Raw genomic sequence first — 18,722 nt, 5'->3', positions numbered from 1 at the left:
CGTCGAAGCCGAAATCCTCTGCCCGACGCGCCGCCTCCTCGAGTGTGGTCCGCGAGCGTGCTCGCGTGACGCCGACTCCGAACCGGAAATCCCTGGGCACAGAAATGATCGTAGGCGGCATGTTTGAGTTCATTCTGGCCCGGGCATTAGAGCGAGTGACTTTCCCACCACGATCTTTCCCACCACGATCCGGCCCGTCGTCGAACCATCCGACGGGCCGGATCAGTTTTTCACCATGACCCGGCCACCCACACTCGGTGTCGAAGAAGAGTTCCTTCTCGTCGATCCGACGTCCGGCGCCCCGGTGGCGCGCAACAGAACGGTCGCCGAGCGCGCCGCCGAGCAAGGTGTCGATCTGCAACTCGAGCTGACGAGCTGTCAGGTCGAGACCGCGACGGACGTCGTCGAGGACACCTCTGATCTGCGCGACCAGTTGGTGCGACTGCGCCGTACCGCCGCCAACGCCGCCGAGCGCTCGCGGGCACAACTGCTCGCCGTCGGACTGCCGCCGTCGCTGCCTCGGGAGTTCCCCGTCACCGACACCCCCCGCTACCTCGATATCGGGGAACGGTTCGGCATGATCGCTCACGAGCAGGGCATCTGCGGATGCCATGTGCACGTCGCGGTGCCCGACCGCGACGCCGCCGTCGCCGTCAGCAATCGGCTGCGGCCGTGGTTGCCTCAGCTGCTCGCCCTGACCGCGAACTCGGCGATCTATCGCAACTCCGATACCGGACATGCCAGCTGGCGGAGCGTGCTGTGGGCGCGATGGCCCAGCGCGGGGCCGCCGCCGAACTTCGCCTCCGCCGCCGAGTTCGATGCCGCGGTGCAGATGTTGTGCAACACCAACGTGATCCGCGACGCGGGAATGGTCTATTGGGATGTGCGTCCCTCGGACAAGTTCCCGACCGTCGAGGTCCGTGTCGCCGATGTGCCCGCGACGGTGGCCGAGACGGTGCTGTTCGCCGCGCTGGTCCGGGGTTGTGTGATGACGGCGCTCGATGACGAACGTCGGGGCGCACCGGTGCTGCCGCTGACGCCCTACGCGCTCAAGGCCGCCTACTGGAAAGCGGCCCGCGACGGCCTCGACGGTGACGGCGTCGACCTGCAACACCAGGCCTCGGTCCCGATGCGGACACAGCTGGAGGACCTCGTCGCGCGGGTCCGCCCGGCTCTGGAGACCGCAGGCGACTACGAGTTGGTTGCCTCGGAGCTCGCCAGGATCGGCGACGTGGGCAACGGTGCAATGCGACAGCGTCGGGCGTGGACGCGGCGCCATGACGTCGGAGACGTGCTCGCCGCCGCGGCGGCAGCCACGCTGGAAGCGCCCTAGGCGAGCGGTAGCTCGGCGAACACCGGGCTGGTCGGCCGCGGCGAACCACCCGGGGGCTCGACAGTGAACGCCAGCGCACGCGATGAGCCGAGATCGGGGATCACCGCCGTGGTCGACGGCGCGACAGCACCGGCGTCCATCGTTCCGGCCGAGTGCGCACCGTCGGCATCAACCAGCCACATCTGGTAGACGGTGCCCGGCTCCGGTGGCGGCACATTGTTCATGACGAGCACCCCGGAGTCCCGCTCGCGGGAGAACACCACGGTCGCGATGCCGCCGCCGGGAATCTCGCCGGACACGGTGCGCACGTCGGTGGCCGCGAACACCTGTTCGGCGGTCGACGGTGTCGCCGTGGGTCGCATCGCGAGACCGACACCGAGGACAACGAGCCCGATGGCCACGGTCGCTGCGGCGGCCAACACCGTCCTGGACCACTGCCGGGGTTGCGCCGGGGCGGGTTTGATCGGGCGCACCGGGTCGGCGGCGACCTGGCCGAGCAACTGGTCGCGGAGATGGGCCGGCGGCTCTACTGCTGTCGCTGTCGAAATGACCGCCATCGTCTCCCGGACAGCGCGCACCTCGGCGGCGAACGCCTCGGAGGCCTCGCGGGGTGCATTCGCCAGGTGCCGGTCGATGTCGGCCATCTCGGCGTCGGTGAGCGCGTGCAGTGCATACGGCGTCGCGAAGGACAGCAGGTCTGCCCCGGTAGGGCCGGTTGGCACGGAAGGATCTGTCATGCCACACCCAGGCATCTACGCAGGCCACGGATGGCGTCGCGCATCCGTGACTTGACGGTTGCCAGGTTCGCCGAGAGCCGCTCCGAGACCTGGACGTAGGTGAGCCCGTCGTAGTAAGCGAGCTGGATGCATTCCCGCTGGGTGTCGGTCAGCGACCCCAGGCACTCGGTCACCTGGCGGCGCTCGTCGGTGCGCACGACGGTGTCGGCGACATGGTCAGCCGGCGGTTCCACGTTGGCGGCGCCGTAGCGGGACTCGCGGGTGCTGGCCGCCTGTTCGGAACGCACCCGGTCCACTGCGCGTCGGTGGGCCAGCGTCATGAGCCAGGCCATCGGCGACCCGGCCGCCGGATCGTAGTTCTCGGCGTTGCGCCACACCTGCAGGTAGACGTCCTGGGTGGTTTCCTCGCTGTACCCGGGATCGCGCAAAACCCGCGTGACCAGGCCGAACACCCGGGACCGGGTCTGGTCGTAGAACGAGGCGAACGCGTCCACATCACCACGGGCCACCTGGCGCAGCAGTGCGTCGAGATCGCTGGTCACGAGCCGTAGCCTAGTCACCGGTGTCAATATGGTCATAAGTGCCGCTCGGTAGAGATCAGCTCGCCGACCTTCTGGCGTTCCTTATGGCGCTCCACACTCGGGCGCGGCACCACGGGTACCCGCCGCAGCCACAGCAGGGTTCCCTGCACCCGGATGCTCAAGGTGTTCATCAGCGGGGCCAACGGTGCGACGATCTGCAGGGCCAGTATCTGGCCGATGCCGGCCGGCCTTCTGGTGCCACGCATGGTGACGACAAAGGCCGGTTGGTTGTCGCGGTGCAGTGAGACCCGGATGTCGAGTTGCTCATCGGGTTGCGGCGCGCTGACCAGGTAGTGCCCGTCGACGCCGTTGAACGGGGAGACGTACAGCTTCTTGTCCACCATTGCCGGACGGTCACCCGACGGAGGGAGCAGGTAGGCATGCCGTCCGCCGTAGGTGTTCTGGACCTCGGCGATGACGTACTGCAGGACGCCGCGTGCGTCGTGGCACCAGTACACCGTCAGCGGGTTGAAAACGTAGCCGAGCACCCTGGCGTGCATCAGCGCGGTCACCTTGCCGCCGTTCAGGTTGACGCCCTTGTCGGCCAGAAAGGCATCGACGCGGTCGCGCAACGTGTCCCCGTCGCCGCCCCAGAGATGGTCTCGCGCATCGAAGGTGGCGAACGGTCGCAGCCACCGTGGCAACCGGGGCAGTGCGTCGATGTCGACGAACCAGCTGTAGCTGCGGTGCTCGAAATAGTGGTGCACCGGTGCGCGACGCAGATGGGTGATCCGGGTGCGGTACAGCGCTGTGCTCAACATGCCACCGCCCTGAGGCCGGCCACGCCACCGCCGATGACGGCGGTGGACTGCTTTGCTGTGTGCAGGAGATCCACATAGCCCTATTCGGAGCAGTGCGCGCGACGGATGGGTGCCCGCCCGGCCGTCACATTTGTGCCCGGCGGTCAGTCGGGCGGCGGCGCGGGCTGCGACAGATATTGACGCGGAGACAGTTTCCACGAGCGGGCGGCGCTCACCAGACCCTGGACGAGTGCAGATGTCGCGGGGGACAGACCGTCGTCGCCGGGCATGCCGCTTCGGGGGCTGATCCCGCGCACCCGTGACGACAGTTCCAACTGGGCGCCACCGCCACGCACCCGATTGACGGGGTTGTCGGTGTGCAGACCACGTAACTCGCGGGGTATCGCGTCGAGTTCGGTCACCACCTGGTAGCCGGGGATGTCGACGTGCAGCGCCACATGTTCGGCCAGCGTGCGGTGGTGGCCGCCGGCGAGAATCTGGGTGCTGCGACCGATGCGGCCGTAGCCGTGCAGCGAAACCGCCACGTCGACGTGGTCGAGGAACTCGGCGAGCCGGGCTGATTCGGCGGGGTCGTACCGCGCGGACGGCAGGTGGTGCGGGTAATGGTCGGGATGGCGTACGACGTACAGCGAGGCGCCTGCGGCGTCGGCGGCGCGCGCAGCGATGACGTCGGTCATCTTCTCCAGGCCGCCACCGTGAATGGCCAGGAAACCGAACCGGGACCGCAGCGTGGTTTCCTCCGCGACGGAGGGGTCGGCGAGCAGCTCTGAAAGTGACTGTGGGGCAGCATGATCAGACTGCCCAAGGCGTTGTGGCCAGTGGGCGGGATCCCACCGTTCGAGGAAATCGATCCACCGGCGGGGCAGGCCGTGGTGTCGCGCGCCGTCGAGGATTCTCTCGAGGTATCCGGGCCGCGGTGGTCCTGGTTCGACCCGATGGTCGATGTAGACCCAGGCAGCGGAAGAGCCGTGCTCGGTGCGCACCGTGAGTCGGTCTCTGCGATAGCGCACCGGGACGCCCTCGGCGCTGTCCAGGGTGGCCAGATCCCGATCGGACAGTTGCCACAGCACACCGTGGACCTCGCTGCCGACAAAAGGTTCGACGGTGGCGACGCCGCGTTCGTTGATGAGCCAGTCGTGGTCGGCCAGCATTGCGGGCTGCGGATCGACTGCGTCGGGACATCGCTGCGCCATCTGCTCCGCGCACAGGTTGGACCCGTACGCGAAGTAGGTGTGCCGGTCGGCCATCAACCCTTCACCGTCAGGTAGATCAGGACCACATTCAGCACAATAATGACTCCGGCAACCGCCCAGCCCAGGGCGGTGGTGACCCGATGGTTGGCGTCGGCACCCATCAGACGGGTGCTGCCGGTCAGTCGCACCAGCGGAATCAACGCGAACGGGATCCCGAAGGACAGCACCACCTGCGACAGCACCAGCGCGCGACTCGGGTCGATGCCGACGGCCAGGATGACCAGCGCGGGCAGCAATGTGATGAATCGGCGGGTCACCAGCGGTATGGACCTCCGCAGCAACCCCTGCATGATCATCGCACCGGCGTAGGCGCCCACCGACGAGGACGCCAGGCCGGATGCGAGCAGTCCGATCGCAAAGAGCAGGGCCACAGTGTGTCCGAGCGTGCTCTGCACAGCCTCGTGGGCACCTTCGATGGAGTCGGTGTTCTCCATCCCCTGCAGATTGGTCGCTGCGACCAGCAACATCGCCAGGTTCACCGCGCCGGCCACCAGCATGGCGATGCCGACGTCCCAGCGCGTCACGCGCAGTAGTCGTCGGCGGGCGGGGCCCGCGTCGGGGTGGCCGTGGCGGTCGCGGGCCAAACCGGAATGCAGATACACCGCGTGGGGCCTCACGGTGGCGCCGAGCCTGGCGGCGGCCAGCAGCACGCTCTCGGCTCCGTCGAACCGCGGTATCAGGCCCGCTGCGGCGTCGGCGATCGGAGGCGGTTCGGCGACCAGGCTGGTCAGGAATCCGATCGCGATGACCAGCAGCAAGCCGGTGATGACCCGTTCGAAGGTCTGCTGGCCGCGGCGGTCCTTCACGACGAGCAGCACCAGCGACACGGCGCCGGTGATCACCCCGCCCACGAGCAGTGGCAGGTCGAAAAGCAGATAGAGAGCGATCGCACCGCCGATCACCTCGGCGAGATCTGTTGCCATGGCCACCAATTCGGCCTGCAGCCAGTACGCGAGCCGGCTCGGTCGGCCCATCCGGGTTCCGACGGCCTCCGGCAAGGACTGGCCGGTGACAAGGCCCAACTTCGCCGACAGGTACTGCACGAGGCAGGCCATCAGGTTGGCGACGACGATGACCCAGACGAGAAGGAAGCCGAACTGGGCGCCGGCGCTGACGTTGGCCGCGACGTTGCCGGGGTCGACGTAGGCGATCGCGGCGACGAACGCAGGCCCGAGCAGCAGCCAACCCGGCCGCGCCCGCGGAGTGACGTCGCTCTTCACCGCCCCCTCTTCCATCCGGTCATGCGAACAGAAAAGTTAGGCTAGACGAAACCTGCCGGACAGGCCAGCGGCAGGTTGGTGGACCAGGAGTTGAGTTACGAGCCGATGCCGAAGCCACCGACCAACGGCCAGAACCCGAAGCCCTGCCAGCCGCCGTAATTCCACGGTGGCGGAGTGGTGGTCAACTGAGTGCTGCCGTTGGTCTCGCAGAAGGTCACGGTGGACCCGACGTCAGTACATTGCGGAGCGGCAAGCGCGGTGGGCGCGCTGCCCAGCGCGAGCGCGCCGCCGACGAGCGCCAGCGCGACGTGACGCCCGTGAATCTTCATGGGAGGAGTGACGGTGTCGGTCCGACGGTCCTCAGAGGATGAACATTCCGTAGCCCCACGGCATCATCTGGTTCACCGAAGGGGCGAGGACGCTCGGACGCGAGTCGATCTGAGCGTTGCCAGGCGACTGGCACACGGTGGTCGAGCCACCCGCATATCCACCGCCCTGTCCGGTCTCGACGCAGCTGGGCTGTGCAAGTGCGGCGGGTGCGGCGGCAATCGCCAGGGACGCGCCACCGGCAACCAGGAGAGCGGCGAGCGGGCTGAGACGAGCCTTCATGTCCAACATCCTTCCAAGTCAGTTATTTCGTAGCGTACAGGCCCTTTCCAGTTATGGGTGGTAAGTCGATCGCCGTCACGATTCCCGGCGACGCGTCGATCACCGCGGGGATGGCGTTGACCACCCGGGCCGCTGTGGCTACCAGGCCGGCGTGGTTGTGATCGCCGTTCGGGCTGCTCAGACACAGGTCGAGAGCGTAGGAGGGTTCGCCGGTGACCTCGATCCGGTAGCTGCCGCCGTGCGCGGCGGGCTGCGGCCACTCGGGGCACAGGTCGTCGCGCAGCCGGGTCACGTGCTCGAGCACCACCGCCACCGCACCGTCCTTCATGCCGCGCACCTCGAACCGCATCGCGGCGGTCGTGCCCTTTTTGATGTGGCCGGAGGCGATGTCGAAGTCCTCCGGTGCGGGCACCCGCACATGGGTCTCGGTGACCTCGTCGAGTTCGATGCCCAGGCCCGCGGCGAGCTGGCGCACCACCGAACCCCACGCCAGGCTCAGCACCCCCGGCTGCAGCAGCATCGGGGTGTCGTCCAGGCTGCCGCCGAAACCCATGACGTCGAACATCACCGTCGCGCTGTCGTAGGTGTCGTAGTTGATGATCTCCATGCAGCGGATCTGCTGCACGCTCTGGCATGTGCCGGCCAGCGCCATCGGCAGCAGGTCGTTGGCGAAGCCCGGATCGATGCCATTCACGAAGATGCTCGCGTTGCCCGCCTTGGCGGCATCCTCGATCGGCGTGACGAGCTCGTCGGGCAGCACCTGCCACGGGTACTGCAGAAAGACGGCTGCGCTGCCCACGACGTTGACACCCGCGGCCAGGATGCGCCGGTAGTCCTCGAGCGCTTCGGGTAGGCGGTTGTCGGCCATCGCGGTGTAGACGGCGACGGCGGGTTCGGTCGCCAGCACTGCGTCGAGATCCGTGGTCGCCAGGACGCCGGTCGAATCCTGAAGTCCCGCAAGCTCGGCGGCGTCTTTGCCGGCTTTTGCCTCCGAGGAGACCCACACCGCGGTCAGCTCGAACCTCGGGTCGGTGATCAGCTGGGTCAGCGCATGTCTGCCGACGTTTCCGGTACCGATGGCGGCCACTTTGATGGTCATTGTCAGGTCCTCACAGATCAGGGATGGGTCACAGGTCGGGGATTGGCAGGTCGAGGTTCGGGAAGGTGAGGCCGCCGTCGACCTCGAGCGTTTTGCCGGTCAGATAGCTGCCCGCCGGCGAAGCGAGGTAGACCGCAGCGGCGGCGATGTCGAGCGGGTCACCCAGTCGGCGCATCGGGGTGGCCTGCTCCATCGGGGTCCGCAGATCGTCATTGCTGGCGACGACATCGAGCGCCGAGGTGAGAATCGATCCCGGCGCGATCGCGTTCACCCTGACGCGCGGCGCGAGGTCGAGCGCCGACAGTCGGGTGTAGTGCGCGAGCGCCGCCTTCGCGGTGCCGTAGGCGGCGAACCCGCGGCCGGCGACCCGGCCCATCGTCGAGGTGATGTTGATGACGCTGCCGCCGCCGGAGTGCTCGAGCATCAGCGGCACCGCCGCGATGGTCAGGGCGTGCGCGGTGGCCACGTTGAACGTGAACGCATCGCGCAGATCCTTGGTGGAGGTGCTCAGAAGCGCGTTCGGCATCGAACCACCGACGTTGTTCACGACGATGTCTAGTTTGCCGAACGCCTCGATCGCCTCGGCTGCCAGCGCGGCCGTGTCGTCGGGGCGTGCCAGGTCGGCGACGACGATGTGGGCGCGTCGCCCGGTGGCGCCGATCTGCTCGGCGACCTCCTCCAGCTGTGACTGCGTGCGCGCCGCGATCACCACGTCAGCACCGGCTTCCGCGAACGCCAACGCCATCGCGGCGCCGAGGCCTCTGCCCGCGCCGGTCACCACAGCCACCTGATCGTCGAGCCGGAATCTGTCCAGAATCACATGTCCCTCGCTTCTCTAGCCGGGCGTCACGCTAGCAAGGAGCAGTCACCCGCGGGGCCGGTTTCTGGAACACGTTCTAATTTTCTCCCTGACGGTGACCTGCCGCCTGACGGGATCCTCGAGGTTCGAATAAATTCGGATATGCAGACTTGACCCTCACGCAGCGTGAGGCACCAGCCTGATCGACGTGACGCAGGAGATGCAGGTGGACGGACTCACTGTGGGCGAAGTCGCGGAGCGATTCGGGATCACGGTCCGGACGCTTCACCACTACGACGACATCGGCTTGTTGACCCCGAGTCGGCGTGCAGCCTCGGGGTATCGGGTTTACACGTCGGCGGACCTGACCCGCTTGTCCCAGGTGATCGTCTACCGCCGGCTCGAGCTGTCTCTCGAGGAGATCGCGAACCTGCTGGACGAGGGCGACGAGGTCAGCCACCTGCTTCGCCAGCGCGAACGCGTCATGTCCAGGCTCGACGAGATGAAGGACCTCGTCGAGGCAATTGACCAGGCATTGGAGAAAGCGATGACGAACACCCCTATGACCGACGACGACATGCGCGAGCTCTTCGGTGACGGCTTCGACGACTATCAGGCAGAGGCTGAGCAGAAGTGGGGCGAGACCGCAGAGTGGAAGGAATCGCAGCGCCGAACGAAGTCCTACAGCCGCGACGATTGGGTGCAGATCAAGGCTGAGGGAGAAGCCGTTGAGAAGGCCTTGTCCGATGCCTTCCGCGCTGGTCTGCCGGCCGACTCTGACGAGGCGATGAATGCGGCCGAGCAACACCGGCTCCACGTGAATCGCTGGTTCTACGACTGCCCGCCGACGTTCCACCGCAACCTGGGCGACATGTATGTGAGCGACCCCAGGTACGTCGCCACGTACGACGAATCATTCGGGCTCCCTGGGCTAGCGGCCTACTGTCGCGACGCGATCTACGCGAACGCGGACCGAACTGGCCACTGATACCGCTAACTCTTCTTGGCGGCGGCTTTCTTGGCTGCCTTCTTGGCCGGGGCTTTCTTGGCGGGAGATTTCTTGGCGGGTGCCTTCTTCGCGGGGGCTTTGTCCGCCGGAGCCTGCTCCTTGCGCGCCTTCACGCTGGCTTCGAGTTTGGCCAACAGGTCGGAGACGTCCTCGGTCTCGTCGAGTTCCTGCGGTTCCTCTTCGGTGGTGAACGCCTCGCCGCCCTCGAGTTTCGCGTCGATGAGTTCCTGCAGGTGCTCCTGGTAGTCGTCGTGGTAGCGGTCGGGGTTGAAGTCGTCGGTCATCGAGTCGACGACCTGACTGGCCATCTTCAACTCGGCAGGCTTCACCTCGACTTCCTTGTCCAGCACCGGGAAGTCGGGATCACGGATCTCGTCGGGCCACAACAGCGTGTGGATCATCATGACGTCGCGCTTGCTGAAGTCCTTGACCCGCAGCGCTGCCAGCCGGGTCTTGTTGCGCAGCGCGAAGTTGACGATGGCGACCCTGTCGGTATCCATCAACGTCTTCGCAAGCAGCACATAGGACTTCGACGATTTTCCCTCCGGCTCGAGGAAGTAGCTCTTGTCGTACATCATCGGGTCGAGGTCGCTCGCCGGCACGAACTCGAGCACCTCGATCTCCCGGCTGCGCTCCTCGGGCAGCGTCGAGATGTCGTCGTCGGTGATGATCACCGTCTGGCCGTCGTCGGAGTCGTAGGCACGTGCGATGTCGCGGTACTCGACCACCTCGCCGCACACCTCGCAGACGCGCTTGTACCGGATGCGGCCGTTGTCCTTGTCGTGGACCTGGTGGAACTTGATGTCGTGGTCCTCGGTGGCGCTGTACACCTTGACCGGAACGTTCACCAGGCCGAAGGCGATCGAACCCTTCCAGATGGATCGCATCAGGTCAGTATGGCCGATGAAGCGGCAGCTTCCAGGGCGGCGCGATCGGGCAAATCGGCGCCGGCACGGGATACGGTCAACGCTGCGGTCAGTGATGCCGCACGCACGGCGGTGGTGAGAGTGTCGGGTGCGATGGCGGCCAGCCCGGCCCGGCGGTCGGCACCCAACAGATCCAGCGACCACAGAGAGTCGATCAAACCGGTCATGAAGGCATCGCCGGCGCCCACGGTGTCCACCACGTCCACATGGAACGCAGGTACCCGCACCGTTCCCGCCGCACACATCGCCAATGCGCCACCGCCGCCCATCGTCACCACGACGATCGACGGTCCCAGCGCGAGCCACGCCGCGGCGATCTGTTCGGGGCTCCGGGCGGGGTCGATCCAACGCAGGTCCTCATCGCTGGCCTTGACCACGTCCGCCCGTTCGAGGAACCGGTCGATCCGGGTGCGTGCCGAGTCGGCGTCGGTGATCAGCGCCGGCCGGATGTTGGGGTCGAACGTGCACGTCGCCGCGAGGTGGTAGGTGTCGACCAGCGCGGCGGTGGCCAGACAGCCCGGCTCCAGCACGGTGGCGATCGAGCCGGTGTGGACGACGACGGGCGGTGCCACCTCGGGCGTGCCGGTCAGCTGCCAGTCGATGTCGAAGGTGTAGGTAGCTGCTCCCGCGTCGTCGAGGGTGGCCAGCGCCGTCGGTGTCCGCCGCGCACTCTGACTGCCCGGAACCAACTGTGCACCAGAGGATTCGACATAATCCCTGATTCGTTCACCGCGAGCATCGGTGCCGATGTGGGTCAGGAAGTCGACGCCACGGCCCAGCCGCGCCAGGCCGACGGCGACGTTGAGGGGGCTGCCGCCGACATGCTCGGTCGGGCCGTCGCCGCCTCGTTCGACGACGTCGATCAGTGCCTCGCCGATGACCAATGCCCGCACCGTGTTGACGCTACCGCCACTGTCGGTGGCCGAGGCTTATAACGTGGAATCGTGGACCGCTACGGCCGGGTGAAGCTGACCAATCCGGACAAGGTGCTGTATCCGGCGACCGGGACCACCAAAGCGCAGGTCTTCGACTACTACGTCAGCGTCGCCGAAGCGATGCTGCCCCATATCGCGGGCCGCGCCGTCACCCGCAAGCGCTGGCCCAACGGTGTGGCGGAGTCTGCGTTCTTCGAGAAGCAGTTGGCATCCTCGGCGCCGGACTGGTTGGACCGCGGCACCATCGCCCACAAGTCGGGCAGCACCACCTATCCGGTCATCAACACCGCCGAGGGGCTGGCATGGATCGCCCAGCAGGCGGCTCTGGAAGTGCACGTTCCGCAGTGGCGGTTTGTTGAGACGGCCGGGGCGGGAAAAGATACGGTGGGCCCGGCCACGCGCATCGTCTTCGATCTTGATCCCGGCGACGACGTCACGATGCGTCAGCTCTGCCGGGTCGCCCACGAGGTCCGTGACCTGATCAGCGACATCGGCCTGCGCACGTTCCCGCTGACCAGTGGAAGCAAGGGCCTGCATCTTTATGTCCCGCTGCAGGAGCCGATCAGCTCACGGGGTGCGTCGACGCTGGCCAAGAGGGTGGCCCAACAGCTGGAACAGACCATGCCGACACAGGTCACCGCGACGATGACCAAGAGTCTGCGGGAAGGCAAGGTGTTCCTGGACTGGAGTCAGAACAACGGCAACAAGACCACGATCGCGCCGTATTCGCTTCGGGGGCGCGATCATCCGACGGTGGCGGCCCCGCGAACCTGGGACGAGCTCGATGATCCGGACCTGCGCCACCTCACCTTCGACGAGGTCCTCGACCGGATGGACCGTGACGGCGATCTTCTCGCCGAGCTTGATGAGGTGCTCCCGGTAGCCGACCGACTGACAACGTACCGAGGCATGCGCGATGCCGGCAGAACACCCGAACCCGTACCGGCGAAGGCGCCTACCGTCGGCAACAACGACAAGTTCGTCATCCAGGAGCATCACGCCAGGCGGCTGCACTACGACTTCCGGCTGGAACGTGATGGGGTTCTGGTGAGTTGGGCGGTGCCGAAGAACCTGCCCGAGACCACTGCGGTCAACCATCTCGCCGTCCACACCGAAGACCATCCGATGGAGTACCTCACCTTCGCCGGCGGGATCCCGAAGGGCGAGTACGGCGGTGGCGAGGTCTACGTGTGGGACACCGGAACCTACGAGACCGAGAAGTTCAACGACAACGCACCCGACGGGCCGGACAAGGGCGGCGAGGTGATCGTCACGCTGTACGGCGAGAAGGTCGAGGGCCGTTACGCACTGATCCAGACCGACGGCAAGAACTGGCTGGCGCACCGGATGAAGGACCAGAAGCGGCCGACCCCGGCGGACCTGGCGCCGATGCTGGCCTCCGAGGGCTCGGTGCAACGACTCACCAAGGGGCAGTGGTCATTCGAGGGCAAATGGGACGGCTACCGCCTGATCGTCGACGCCGACCGCGGGAAACTGACGCTGCGGTCGCGACGGGGTCGCGATGTGACCGGTGAGTATCCACAACTGCAGGCAGTTGCCGCCGACCTTGCTGACCACCACGTAATCCTCGACGGTGAGGCCGTCGCGCTCGACGAGTCCGGCGTGCCCAGCTTCCGCGATATGCAGAACCGTGCCCGCTCGACGCGAGTGGAGTTCTGGGCGTTCGACATCCTTCACCTCGACGGCCGATCACTGTTGCGCGCCAAGTACTCCGACCGCAGGCGACTGCTCGAGGCGCTGGCGGAGGGGGGCGGTCTGATCGTGCCCGACCCACTCGAGGGTGACGGGCCCGAGGCACTCGAGTTCGCCCGGAAGAAGGGGTGGGAAGGTGTCGTCGCGAAGAAGCGAGACTCCACCTACCAACCTGGCCGACGGTCGTCGTCGTGGCTGAAGGACAAGTTCTGGAGGACCCAGGAGGTTGTCATCGGCGGCTGGCGAGAGGGGGCGGGCGGTCGCAGCAGCGGGATCGGCGCGCTCATGCTGGGCATCCCCGATGACGACGGACTGCAGTTCGTCGGACGGGTGGGCACCGGCTTTACCGAGAAGGAACTGGCAGCTCTCAAGAAGACCCTCACGCCGTTACACGCCGACGAATCCCCCTTTGCCACTGAACTTCCCAAGCAGGACGCGAAGGGTGTGACGTTTGTGCGTCCGGAGTTGGTGGGGGAGGTCCGCTACAGCGAGCGCACGTCCGACAATCGACTGCGCCAGGCGAGCTGGCGGGGGCTGCGTCCGGACAAGGTGCCGGGCGAGGTTGTGTGGGAATAGCGCTCGCAATCCGAATCAGGCGTCGGCGCGGTCGGTCTTACTGCTCGCATCGCAGGCGCGGGGCAGCCGAGCCCTAGGTACGACCACTCCCGGCTATGGGCGCCGCTACATTCGTTTTCGTGTCCAAGTCCTCCGATGCCGCTGTCGCGCTCAGCGAGAACAGTCAGACTCGAACCTTGATCGGCACCGCCGTGGTCGCAACCGGCGTCGGCATCTATGTCGTCGCCGCGCTCACCGTGGCCGTCATCGGCGAGGGGCAGATCCGGTTCACGGCTGACTCCGCAGACACGATCCCGATGTGGCATCCGTGGCTGGCCGCGGTTGTAGGTGTCGGGCTGATTCTGATCACACCCACCACCGGGCCTGTTCGCGGGCGCGCTGCACCGGCCAAGCGGGTGCGGTTGGAAGCCCTGGTCCTGCTCGCGCTGGCCGTGACATTCACGTTCGCGTTGACGCTGCTCGGACCGGACGAGCCGAACTACACGGCGCTCAAGCTGGGGTTGCTCCTGCTCGGTCCGCTGCTGCTGTTCGCGGTGTGCCGACGGTTCGGGGCGGCCAGCAGACGTAGTGCCCCCGCCGCATCGCCGGGACCCGGTGAGGTCGCCGACAAGCGGAGCCCCTGGTGGCCGCTGGTACCGGCAGTGGGCTGGACCGTTACGTACCTGGCCCTCTCGCCCACGCACCCTGGCACCAGCTTCCAAGTCGACCCGCTGACCGTGATCGCGATGGTGCTCATCGGATTCCTGCTCAACGCCGTGGTGGAGGAGTTCTTCTACCGGCGGTGGCTACAGACTCGGTGGGTGGGCCTTCTCGGCGGAGTGTGGCCGGCAATCATCGTCAGCTCATTGACCTGGGCATCCTGGCACATCGCCATTCAAGGGACCGGCGATTGGGTCGTGGACCTCGCGAATGTCGTTGCCAACCAGGGAGTTACAGGACTCTTTCTCGGGCTCTTGTGGCAGCGGCATCGCGCGATGTGGCCGCTGCTGCTTGTGCACGGGCTGATGAACGCCAACCCGCTCGCACTGTTCTGACCGCGGCGGGATCGAAGCCTTCGCCTGATATGCGCGACGATTATTCACGCCGACCTCTGCGAACGAATAATGCACACTTCGAATACTGCACCTCCGCCAGTTGTATGGGAGTAGTTGCAGTAGATGCCGCTCCTCGACGACTGTGTCGATCACACGGTGACGGATCCTCGCGAAGCATCGTCGCTGCAATCTGAATCCCTTGCCGTGCATCGCCGGTCGTCGGGAAACGAGATCGGTCACATCCTGTCTCGATTCTTGACGCTGTTTTGGAGTGGTCACATTCTGCGCTGCAGGACGCTGTCAGCGGCAGTGCGAAGGGTATGTACCTCGAAGGCAAGGCGCTCACGGTCGCCTGGGAGGGCGCGCTCGAATGCAAGTCCGTTGACCACGGTGCTCAAGAACCGCGCCTTCACATCCAAATCGCCGGGCGCAAGCGCTCCCTCGTCGCGCAAGGTGCTGAGCCAGCGCGCGATGTAGTCCACGTTGAGGCGTTCGAGCGCGAGGAAGGCATGGGTGGCATCCGCGGACGGTGGCGATGCGACGTACGCGTCGTGTACTGCGCGCCAATGCTCGCGTGCCCGCTCGCCCGTACCCACCTGCGACAGCAGCCGCTGCAGGCAGGCCACAAGACGGTCGCCCGGGTCGCTGGTGGTGTCGTGCATCGGGTCGTCGGGGATGTCGAGGTCGTAGAGTCCGGCGATCACGGTGTCGATCAGCGCCTGCTGAGTCGGGAAGAAGTGGCGTAGCGAGCCAGCACTGACCCCGGCGCGCGCGGCGACGGCGCGCACGCTCAGCCGGGAGGTCGGATCCTCGCCGAGCATGGTCGCCGCGGCGATCAGGATCTTGTCACGCGTGCTCTGCTTCGTCGGCTCGCTCATCGGGTCAGCACCTCCCCTCCGTTCTTAGCACACTGTGCTACTTTATCTGCCGAACTAGTACAGTGTGCTAGTCCGCCACTGATCCGAGGTCGGGTTGACCACCACGTCAGCCGCCTCGATGTGACGAAGGAGCAGTCGGGAGTTCGGCTGCTGACCTGCGCGGTACTACACGAAAAAGGAGATTTCGCATGAGCATCAACCGCGTCACCGTGACCGCAGACCACCTCGTGGTGGAGCCGACGGGGTTCAACAAGGTCTGGTCGTTCACACGGCGCCTGCAGTTCCCACTCGAGCGGGTGCGAGGAGCAACCTTCGACCCTGGTATACGAGAGGAGCCGAAGGGGTGGCGAGGTCCAGGCCTCAGGTTGCCCGGCAAGCTCGCCGGCACGTTCCGCGCACACGGCAGGAAGCAGTTCTGGAACGTCTCCGGATACGACCGTGCGATCGTCGTCACCCTGGATGACGCCGAACGCTTCGACCGACTGGTCCTGACCGTCGACGACCCGAACGACGTCGTCGCTGCCATCAACCGAGCCCTCGGCGCGCGCTGATCTCTTGAAGGGGGCAGTGAGATGAGCTTGGCCCGGCCCGGCATTGACGCCCGCCGCGGCAATTGTAAAAGCTGCCATCTGTACTGAAACCGAACGCAAAGTGAGCGAAACCGCCTGACGCGCAGGACGGTACGGCCCGCTCACGTTGTGGAACAACGTCGATTATCGAAGGAAACAACAATGAACACCATCACCCAGCGCTTGATCCTGCGGGGCGCTGATCCCGCACCGACGCCGCCGGTCCCGGCCGGCGTCGAATACCACCGCGTGTACGCGGAAGCGCGTCATGGCATAGTGCGTGGCGTCGTGGCGATCGCGTTGCTGATGATCGGGTTGATCGGCTTCGCAGTGCTTCTGGATGCGATGTCGGTGATCGTCGACCGGGAGTTGTTCGGTCGTTCCGGTACCTCGACACCGTTGAAGCAGGCAGCCGGCGCGCTGTCGTTGGCCTTGTTGATCCCGTACTGCATGCTGTTACAACGTGTGCTTTACGGCGTGTCGTCGGGGTCGTTGCATTCCGTGGCGGGGCGCTTCCGGTACGGAGTGTTCGGTCGAGCACTGCTTGTGTTCGGACCCCCGGTGTTGATCGCGGTCGCGGTCGCCGTCGTTGTTCTGGATGAAAGCGGCAGCGTGCCGTGGTCGACTGCGGATCTTGTGGCGTTCTTCGTCATCGGCATGGTGCTTACCCCCCTTGCTGCTGCGGGCGAGGAATATGGCTTCCGCGGCTTGATGTTTCGCGTATTCGGTAGCTGGACGCCGAGCGCGCGCTCCGGCGCGATCCTCGGCATCGTCGCCACGACTGTGCTGTTTTCGCTCGCACACGGCACGCTCGATCCGTACTTGCTGACGTCGTACCTGGTGTTGTTCTCGTCGATGGCGATCGTGACCTGGCGCACCGGCGGCCTCGAGGTCGCCGTCGTCCTCCACGGTGTCTACAACGTTGCGTTCCTCGTGCTCGGCACGACCCTGCACCTCGACATCGGCGCCCAGTTGGCGAATCGGGGTGACGCGGTCGGCTCGATGGCGAACCTGGTGCCCAGCGCGGCGTTGGTGGTCATCACCGCGAGTGTTTGGTGGATGACCCGCACAAGTGGGCCTGCGCTCACGCCTGCGGCCTACCCGGCGGCTGGGCCGGAGCAGTGAGCCCGAGTTGGAACCAACGTCGGCTCGCCAAGCGTGTGAAGCCAGGTGACGGGCGCCCGCTCAAGCCCTTCCGTTGGTGGCAGCTGACGCGACGCTCGGTCATGTCGATCGCGCTCCCGGTTGACGGCCGACAGGTCATGCACACGATCGAGGTGAAGCACGGTGGCGACGCTGAAACAGGCGTCGTCAAGGCGGGGCTCTACCTTGATGGGCAGCTCTGGGCGCAGTCGAAAGTTCCCGCTCGATTCCCTGTCACGCACGGCCACGTCGAGGTCCGCACCAGCCCGGTAGGCCTACGGCGTTGTCACTTCGTTGCCCACGACGGCACCGAGCGGTGTCTCGTGCCCGATCCGAAGTCCGCTGAGGGGCGGCGTATGCGTTTCGCACACGTGCATCCCCTCGCGAGTGGAATCATCAGTGCGGTCTCGGTGCTCATGCTGCTCATCGGAGTAGGGCTAAACATGCTGCAGGCCGCAGAGCCGATCTCCGAAATTCCCTTCATTGCAGACGTATTCGGCCCCTTCGAATCGCCCTTGCATCTTCCGGTGTGGCTCAACCTCGCGTTGGGCTTCGGCGCGGTGGTCGGCGCGATCGAACGGGCAACGCACATGCGCCACCACTGGCTGCTCGACGGAGGTGCCGGCACCTGACACCCGCAGACAGCCCGCTGCCGCCGGTGCCAAGATCATCATCATCGACCTACACGGCGAGGTCCTCGCCGACCACACCCGACCTGCACCCGGCACCAAATACGTTGGCAACGGCCGACCCCGCGGCCCACGCCCCAAAACCAGACAACCGTCACCGAAGTCCTGATACACCAACTGTCACCGATGTCCTGACGCAGAACTGTCACCGATGTCCTGAGACATCACAGCCCTGATTGTCATGTCACTTGGATGTCTTGTGTCACTTCAGTTTCAGCAGTCACATCGACCCGGGTTTGTCGGGGGTCGAATGTATGTTCGAAGTATGTCGGGGACGGAGTTGCGCGAGGCGGTGACCGCGTTGCGGGCTGCCTTCGACGCGGTCGCCGCCTGCGAGATCGACCTGCTGACCCGCGCTGAGTTGATCGGGCCCCTCGACGAACTCGAAACGTTGGGGTGTCAGTTGCCGGCGGTCCGTCAGCGGTTGTTGGCCCGGCTGCAGACCGAGGCCACTCCGCAGCAGCTGGGCGCGAAATCCTGGAAAGACGTCCTGAGCGTCCGCTGGCGGATTTCTGGGGCCGAGGCGAATCGTCGCCTGGGCGAGGCTGCGGTGTTGGCGCCGCGGCGCACCATCACCGGAGAACCTCTACCTGCAGTGTTGCCGGCGACCGCCGCCGCCCAAGACCTCGGACTGATCACTCGTGAACATGTCGCGGTGATCCGCGCCGCGGTCAAAAAGTTGCCGATTTTTGCCGATGCGGCCACCGCCGCCCAGTTTGAAGTCGACCTGATCCGCGTCGCGGTCGGGGCCGGACCCAAAGAACTCGAAGGCGAAGCCGCGCGGGCGTTGTTCCTGCTCGATCAGGACGGACCCGAACCTGATGACACCGAACGTGCCCGCAAACGCGGCCTGACAGT

Annotated in this window: 20 protein-coding genes and 1 pseudogene; 9 read left to right on the top strand and 12 right to left on the bottom strand. The window is 66.1% G+C overall.

Annotated features, from left to right (window positions below; translation table 11 throughout):
• Positions 1 to 235 precede the first annotated feature (235 nt).
• On the top strand, positions 236 to 1,333 hold the full coding sequence (locus WA965_RS21220; RefSeq protein ID WP_526296315.1) for a carboxylate-amine ligase: 1,098 nt from the start codon (positions 236 to 238) through the stop codon (positions 1,331 to 1,333).
• Here WA965_RS21220 and WA965_RS21215 read toward each other — a convergent pair.
• From WA965_RS21215 to WA965_RS21175, 9 genes are all read right to left on the bottom strand, one after another.
• The gene (locus WA965_RS21215; RefSeq protein WP_526296313.1) at positions 1,330 to 2,070 is read right to left on the bottom strand and encodes an anti-sigma factor; all 741 of its coding nucleotides are present in this window, start codon (positions 2,068 to 2,070) and stop codon (positions 1,330 to 1,332) included. The two genes, WA965_RS21220 and WA965_RS21215, sit on opposite strands and share 4 nt — an antisense overlap.
• Entirely contained in the window at positions 2,067 to 2,648 is a 582-nt protein-coding gene (locus WA965_RS21210) for an RNA polymerase sigma factor (RefSeq protein WP_526296311.1), read from the bottom strand. The genes WA965_RS21215 and WA965_RS21210 overlap by 4 nt, the downstream gene beginning before the upstream one ends.
• Entirely contained in the window at positions 2,645 to 3,412 is a 768-nt protein-coding gene (locus WA965_RS21205; RefSeq protein WP_526296309.1) for a DUF1365 domain-containing protein, read from the bottom strand. Before WA965_RS21205 ends, WA965_RS21210 begins: the two co-directional genes overlap by 4 nt.
• A 143-nt stretch (positions 3,413 to 3,555) precedes the next feature.
• Entirely contained in the window at positions 3,556 to 4,659 is a 1,104-nt protein-coding gene (locus tag WA965_RS21200; RefSeq protein WP_526296307.1) for a poly-gamma-glutamate hydrolase family protein, read from the bottom strand.
• Positions 4,659 to 5,900, bottom strand: coding sequence for an Nramp family divalent metal transporter (locus tag WA965_RS21195; protein WP_526448037.1), 1,242 nt, complete (start codon positions 5,898 to 5,900; stop codon positions 4,659 to 4,661). Before WA965_RS21195 ends, WA965_RS21200 begins: the two co-directional genes overlap by 1 nt.
• 80 nt (positions 5,901 to 5,980) lie before the next feature.
• Complete coding sequence (locus WA965_RS21190; protein WP_526296303.1) at positions 5,981 to 6,214, bottom strand: hypothetical protein; 234 nt, start codon at positions 6,212 to 6,214, stop codon at positions 5,981 to 5,983.
• Between the two features lie 31 nt (positions 6,215 to 6,245).
• Positions 6,246 to 6,494 carry a hypothetical protein gene (locus tag WA965_RS21185; RefSeq protein ID WP_178358293.1) on the bottom strand — a complete coding sequence of 83 codons (249 nt, stop codon included), beginning with the start codon at positions 6,492 to 6,494 and terminating at the stop codon, positions 6,246 to 6,248.
• Between the two features lie 22 nt (positions 6,495 to 6,516).
• The gene (locus tag WA965_RS21180; RefSeq protein ID WP_526296301.1) at positions 6,517 to 7,593 is read right to left on the bottom strand and encodes an NAD(P)H-dependent amine dehydrogenase family protein; all 1,077 of its coding nucleotides are present in this window, start codon (positions 7,591 to 7,593) and stop codon (positions 6,517 to 6,519) included.
• A 28-nt stretch (positions 7,594 to 7,621) separates the two neighbouring features.
• Positions 7,622 to 8,413, bottom strand: a complete 792-nt coding sequence (locus WA965_RS21175; protein ID WP_526296299.1) for an SDR family oxidoreductase — start codon at positions 8,411 to 8,413, stop codon at positions 7,622 to 7,624.
• A 205-nt stretch (positions 8,414 to 8,618) separates the two neighbouring features.
• Between WA965_RS21175 and WA965_RS21170 the strand changes: the two genes are divergently transcribed.
• Positions 8,619 to 9,380, top strand: coding sequence for a MerR family transcriptional regulator (locus WA965_RS21170; RefSeq protein ID WP_526296325.1), 762 nt, complete (start codon positions 8,619 to 8,621; stop codon positions 9,378 to 9,380).
• Positions 9,381 to 9,385: 5 nt separating this feature from the next.
• On the opposite strand, the gene ku is transcribed toward WA965_RS21170, so the two are convergent.
• Together ku and WA965_RS21160 are read right to left on the bottom strand one after the other, a co-directional pair.
• Positions 9,386 to 10,288, bottom strand: a complete 903-nt coding sequence (gene ku / locus WA965_RS21165) for a non-homologous end joining protein Ku (protein ID WP_526296297.1) — start codon at positions 10,286 to 10,288, stop codon at positions 9,386 to 9,388.
• Positions 10,288 to 11,220: a carbohydrate kinase family protein gene (locus WA965_RS21160; protein ID WP_526296295.1), complete on the bottom strand. Its 933-nt coding sequence runs from the start codon at positions 11,218 to 11,220 to the stop codon at positions 10,288 to 10,290. The genes ku and WA965_RS21160 overlap by 1 nt, the downstream gene beginning before the upstream one ends.
• Before the next feature lie 48 nt (positions 11,221 to 11,268).
• Here WA965_RS21160 and WA965_RS21155 point away from each other — a divergent pair, with 48 nt between their 5' ends.
• Positions 11,269 to 13,551 carry an ATP-dependent DNA ligase gene (locus WA965_RS21155; protein WP_526296323.1) on the top strand — a complete coding sequence of 761 codons (2,283 nt, stop codon included), beginning with the start codon at positions 11,269 to 11,271 and terminating at the stop codon, positions 13,549 to 13,551.
• A 119-nt stretch (positions 13,552 to 13,670) separates the two neighbouring features.
• The gene (locus WA965_RS21150) at positions 13,671 to 14,585 is read left to right on the top strand and encodes a CPBP family intramembrane glutamic endopeptidase (RefSeq protein ID WP_526296293.1); all 915 of its coding nucleotides are present in this window, start codon (positions 13,671 to 13,673) and stop codon (positions 14,583 to 14,585) included.
• 275 nt (positions 14,586 to 14,860) lie between these two features.
• Here WA965_RS21150 and WA965_RS21145 read toward each other — a convergent pair whose 3' ends face one another.
• Positions 14,861 to 15,463, bottom strand: coding sequence for a TetR/AcrR family transcriptional regulator (locus WA965_RS21145; protein WP_526296291.1), 603 nt, complete (start codon positions 15,461 to 15,463; stop codon positions 14,861 to 14,863).
• 188 nt (positions 15,464 to 15,651) lie between these two features.
• On the opposite strand from WA965_RS21145, the gene WA965_RS21140 reads away from it, so the two are divergent.
• The 5 genes and pseudogenes from WA965_RS21140 to WA965_RS21120 all read left to right on the top strand — a co-directional run.
• The gene (locus WA965_RS21140; protein ID WP_526296289.1) at positions 15,652 to 16,014 is read left to right on the top strand and encodes a hypothetical protein; all 363 of its coding nucleotides are present in this window, start codon (positions 15,652 to 15,654) and stop codon (positions 16,012 to 16,014) included.
• Between the two features lie 180 nt (positions 16,015 to 16,194).
• Positions 16,195 to 17,157 carry a CPBP family intramembrane glutamic endopeptidase gene (locus WA965_RS21135; protein WP_526296287.1) on the top strand — a complete coding sequence of 321 codons (963 nt, stop codon included), beginning with the start codon at positions 16,195 to 16,197 and terminating at the stop codon, positions 17,155 to 17,157.
• A 101-nt stretch (positions 17,158 to 17,258) separates the two neighbouring features.
• Positions 17,259 to 17,807: a hypothetical protein gene (locus WA965_RS21130; RefSeq protein ID WP_526296285.1), complete on the top strand. Its 549-nt coding sequence runs from the start codon at positions 17,259 to 17,261 to the stop codon at positions 17,805 to 17,807.
• A 25-nt stretch (positions 17,808 to 17,832) separates the two neighbouring features.
• A pseudogene (locus WA965_RS21125) lies at positions 17,833 to 17,973 on the top strand (IS481 family transposase); the annotation flags it as partial.
• 141 nt (positions 17,974 to 18,114) lie between these two features.
• Positions 18,115 to 18,722: DUF222 domain-containing protein (locus WA965_RS21120; protein ID WP_526448036.1), on the top strand; the 608-nt coding region annotated here is incomplete at its 3' end.

This window comes from Mycobacterium sp., from assembly GCF_049683935.1.
GTDB lineage: Bacteria > Actinomycetota > Actinomycetes > Mycobacteriales > Mycobacteriaceae > Mycobacterium.
This window is presented reverse-complemented; position numbering and strand designations above follow the sequence as displayed.

Excerpts from the sequence above, each read along its gene's own strand:
- WA965_RS21220 (WP_526296315.1), top strand. The coding sequence starts at position 236 with ATGACCCGGCCACCCACACTCGGTGTCGAAGAAGAGTTCCTTCTCGTC.
- WA965_RS21215 (WP_526296313.1), bottom strand. The coding sequence starts at position 2,070 with ATGACAGATCCTTCCGTGCCAACCGGCCCTACCGGGGCAGACCTGCTG.
- WA965_RS21210 (WP_526296311.1), bottom strand. The coding sequence starts at position 2,648 with ATGACCATATTGACACCGGTGACTAGGCTACGGCTCGTGACCAGCGAT.
- WA965_RS21205 (WP_526296309.1), bottom strand. The coding sequence starts at position 3,412 with ATGTTGAGCACAGCGCTGTACCGCACCCGGATCACCCATCTGCGTCGC.
- WA965_RS21200 (WP_526296307.1), bottom strand. The coding sequence starts at position 4,659 with ATGGCCGACCGGCACACCTACTTCGCGTACGGGTCCAACCTGTGCGCG.
- WA965_RS21195 (WP_526448037.1), bottom strand. The coding sequence starts at position 5,900 with ATGGAAGAGGGGGCGGTGAAGAGCGACGTCACTCCGCGGGCGCGGCCG.
- WA965_RS21190 (WP_526296303.1), bottom strand. The coding sequence starts at position 6,214 with ATGAAGATTCACGGGCGTCACGTCGCGCTGGCGCTCGTCGGCGGCGCG.
- WA965_RS21185 (WP_178358293.1), bottom strand. The coding sequence starts at position 6,494 with ATGAAGGCTCGTCTCAGCCCGCTCGCCGCTCTCCTGGTTGCCGGTGGC.
- WA965_RS21180 (WP_526296301.1), bottom strand. The coding sequence starts at position 7,593 with ATGACCATCAAAGTGGCCGCCATCGGTACCGGAAACGTCGGCAGACAT.
- ku (WP_526296297.1), bottom strand. The coding sequence starts at position 10,288 with ATGCGATCCATCTGGAAGGGTTCGATCGCCTTCGGCCTGGTGAACGTT.
- WA965_RS21145 (WP_526296291.1), bottom strand. The coding sequence starts at position 15,463 with ATGAGCGAGCCGACGAAGCAGAGCACGCGTGACAAGATCCTGATCGCC.
- WA965_RS21140 (WP_526296289.1), top strand. The coding sequence starts at position 15,652 with ATGAGCATCAACCGCGTCACCGTGACCGCAGACCACCTCGTGGTGGAG.
- WA965_RS21135 (WP_526296287.1), top strand. The coding sequence starts at position 16,195 with ATGAACACCATCACCCAGCGCTTGATCCTGCGGGGCGCTGATCCCGCA.
- WA965_RS21130 (WP_526296285.1), top strand. The coding sequence starts at position 17,259 with ATGTCGATCGCGCTCCCGGTTGACGGCCGACAGGTCATGCACACGATC.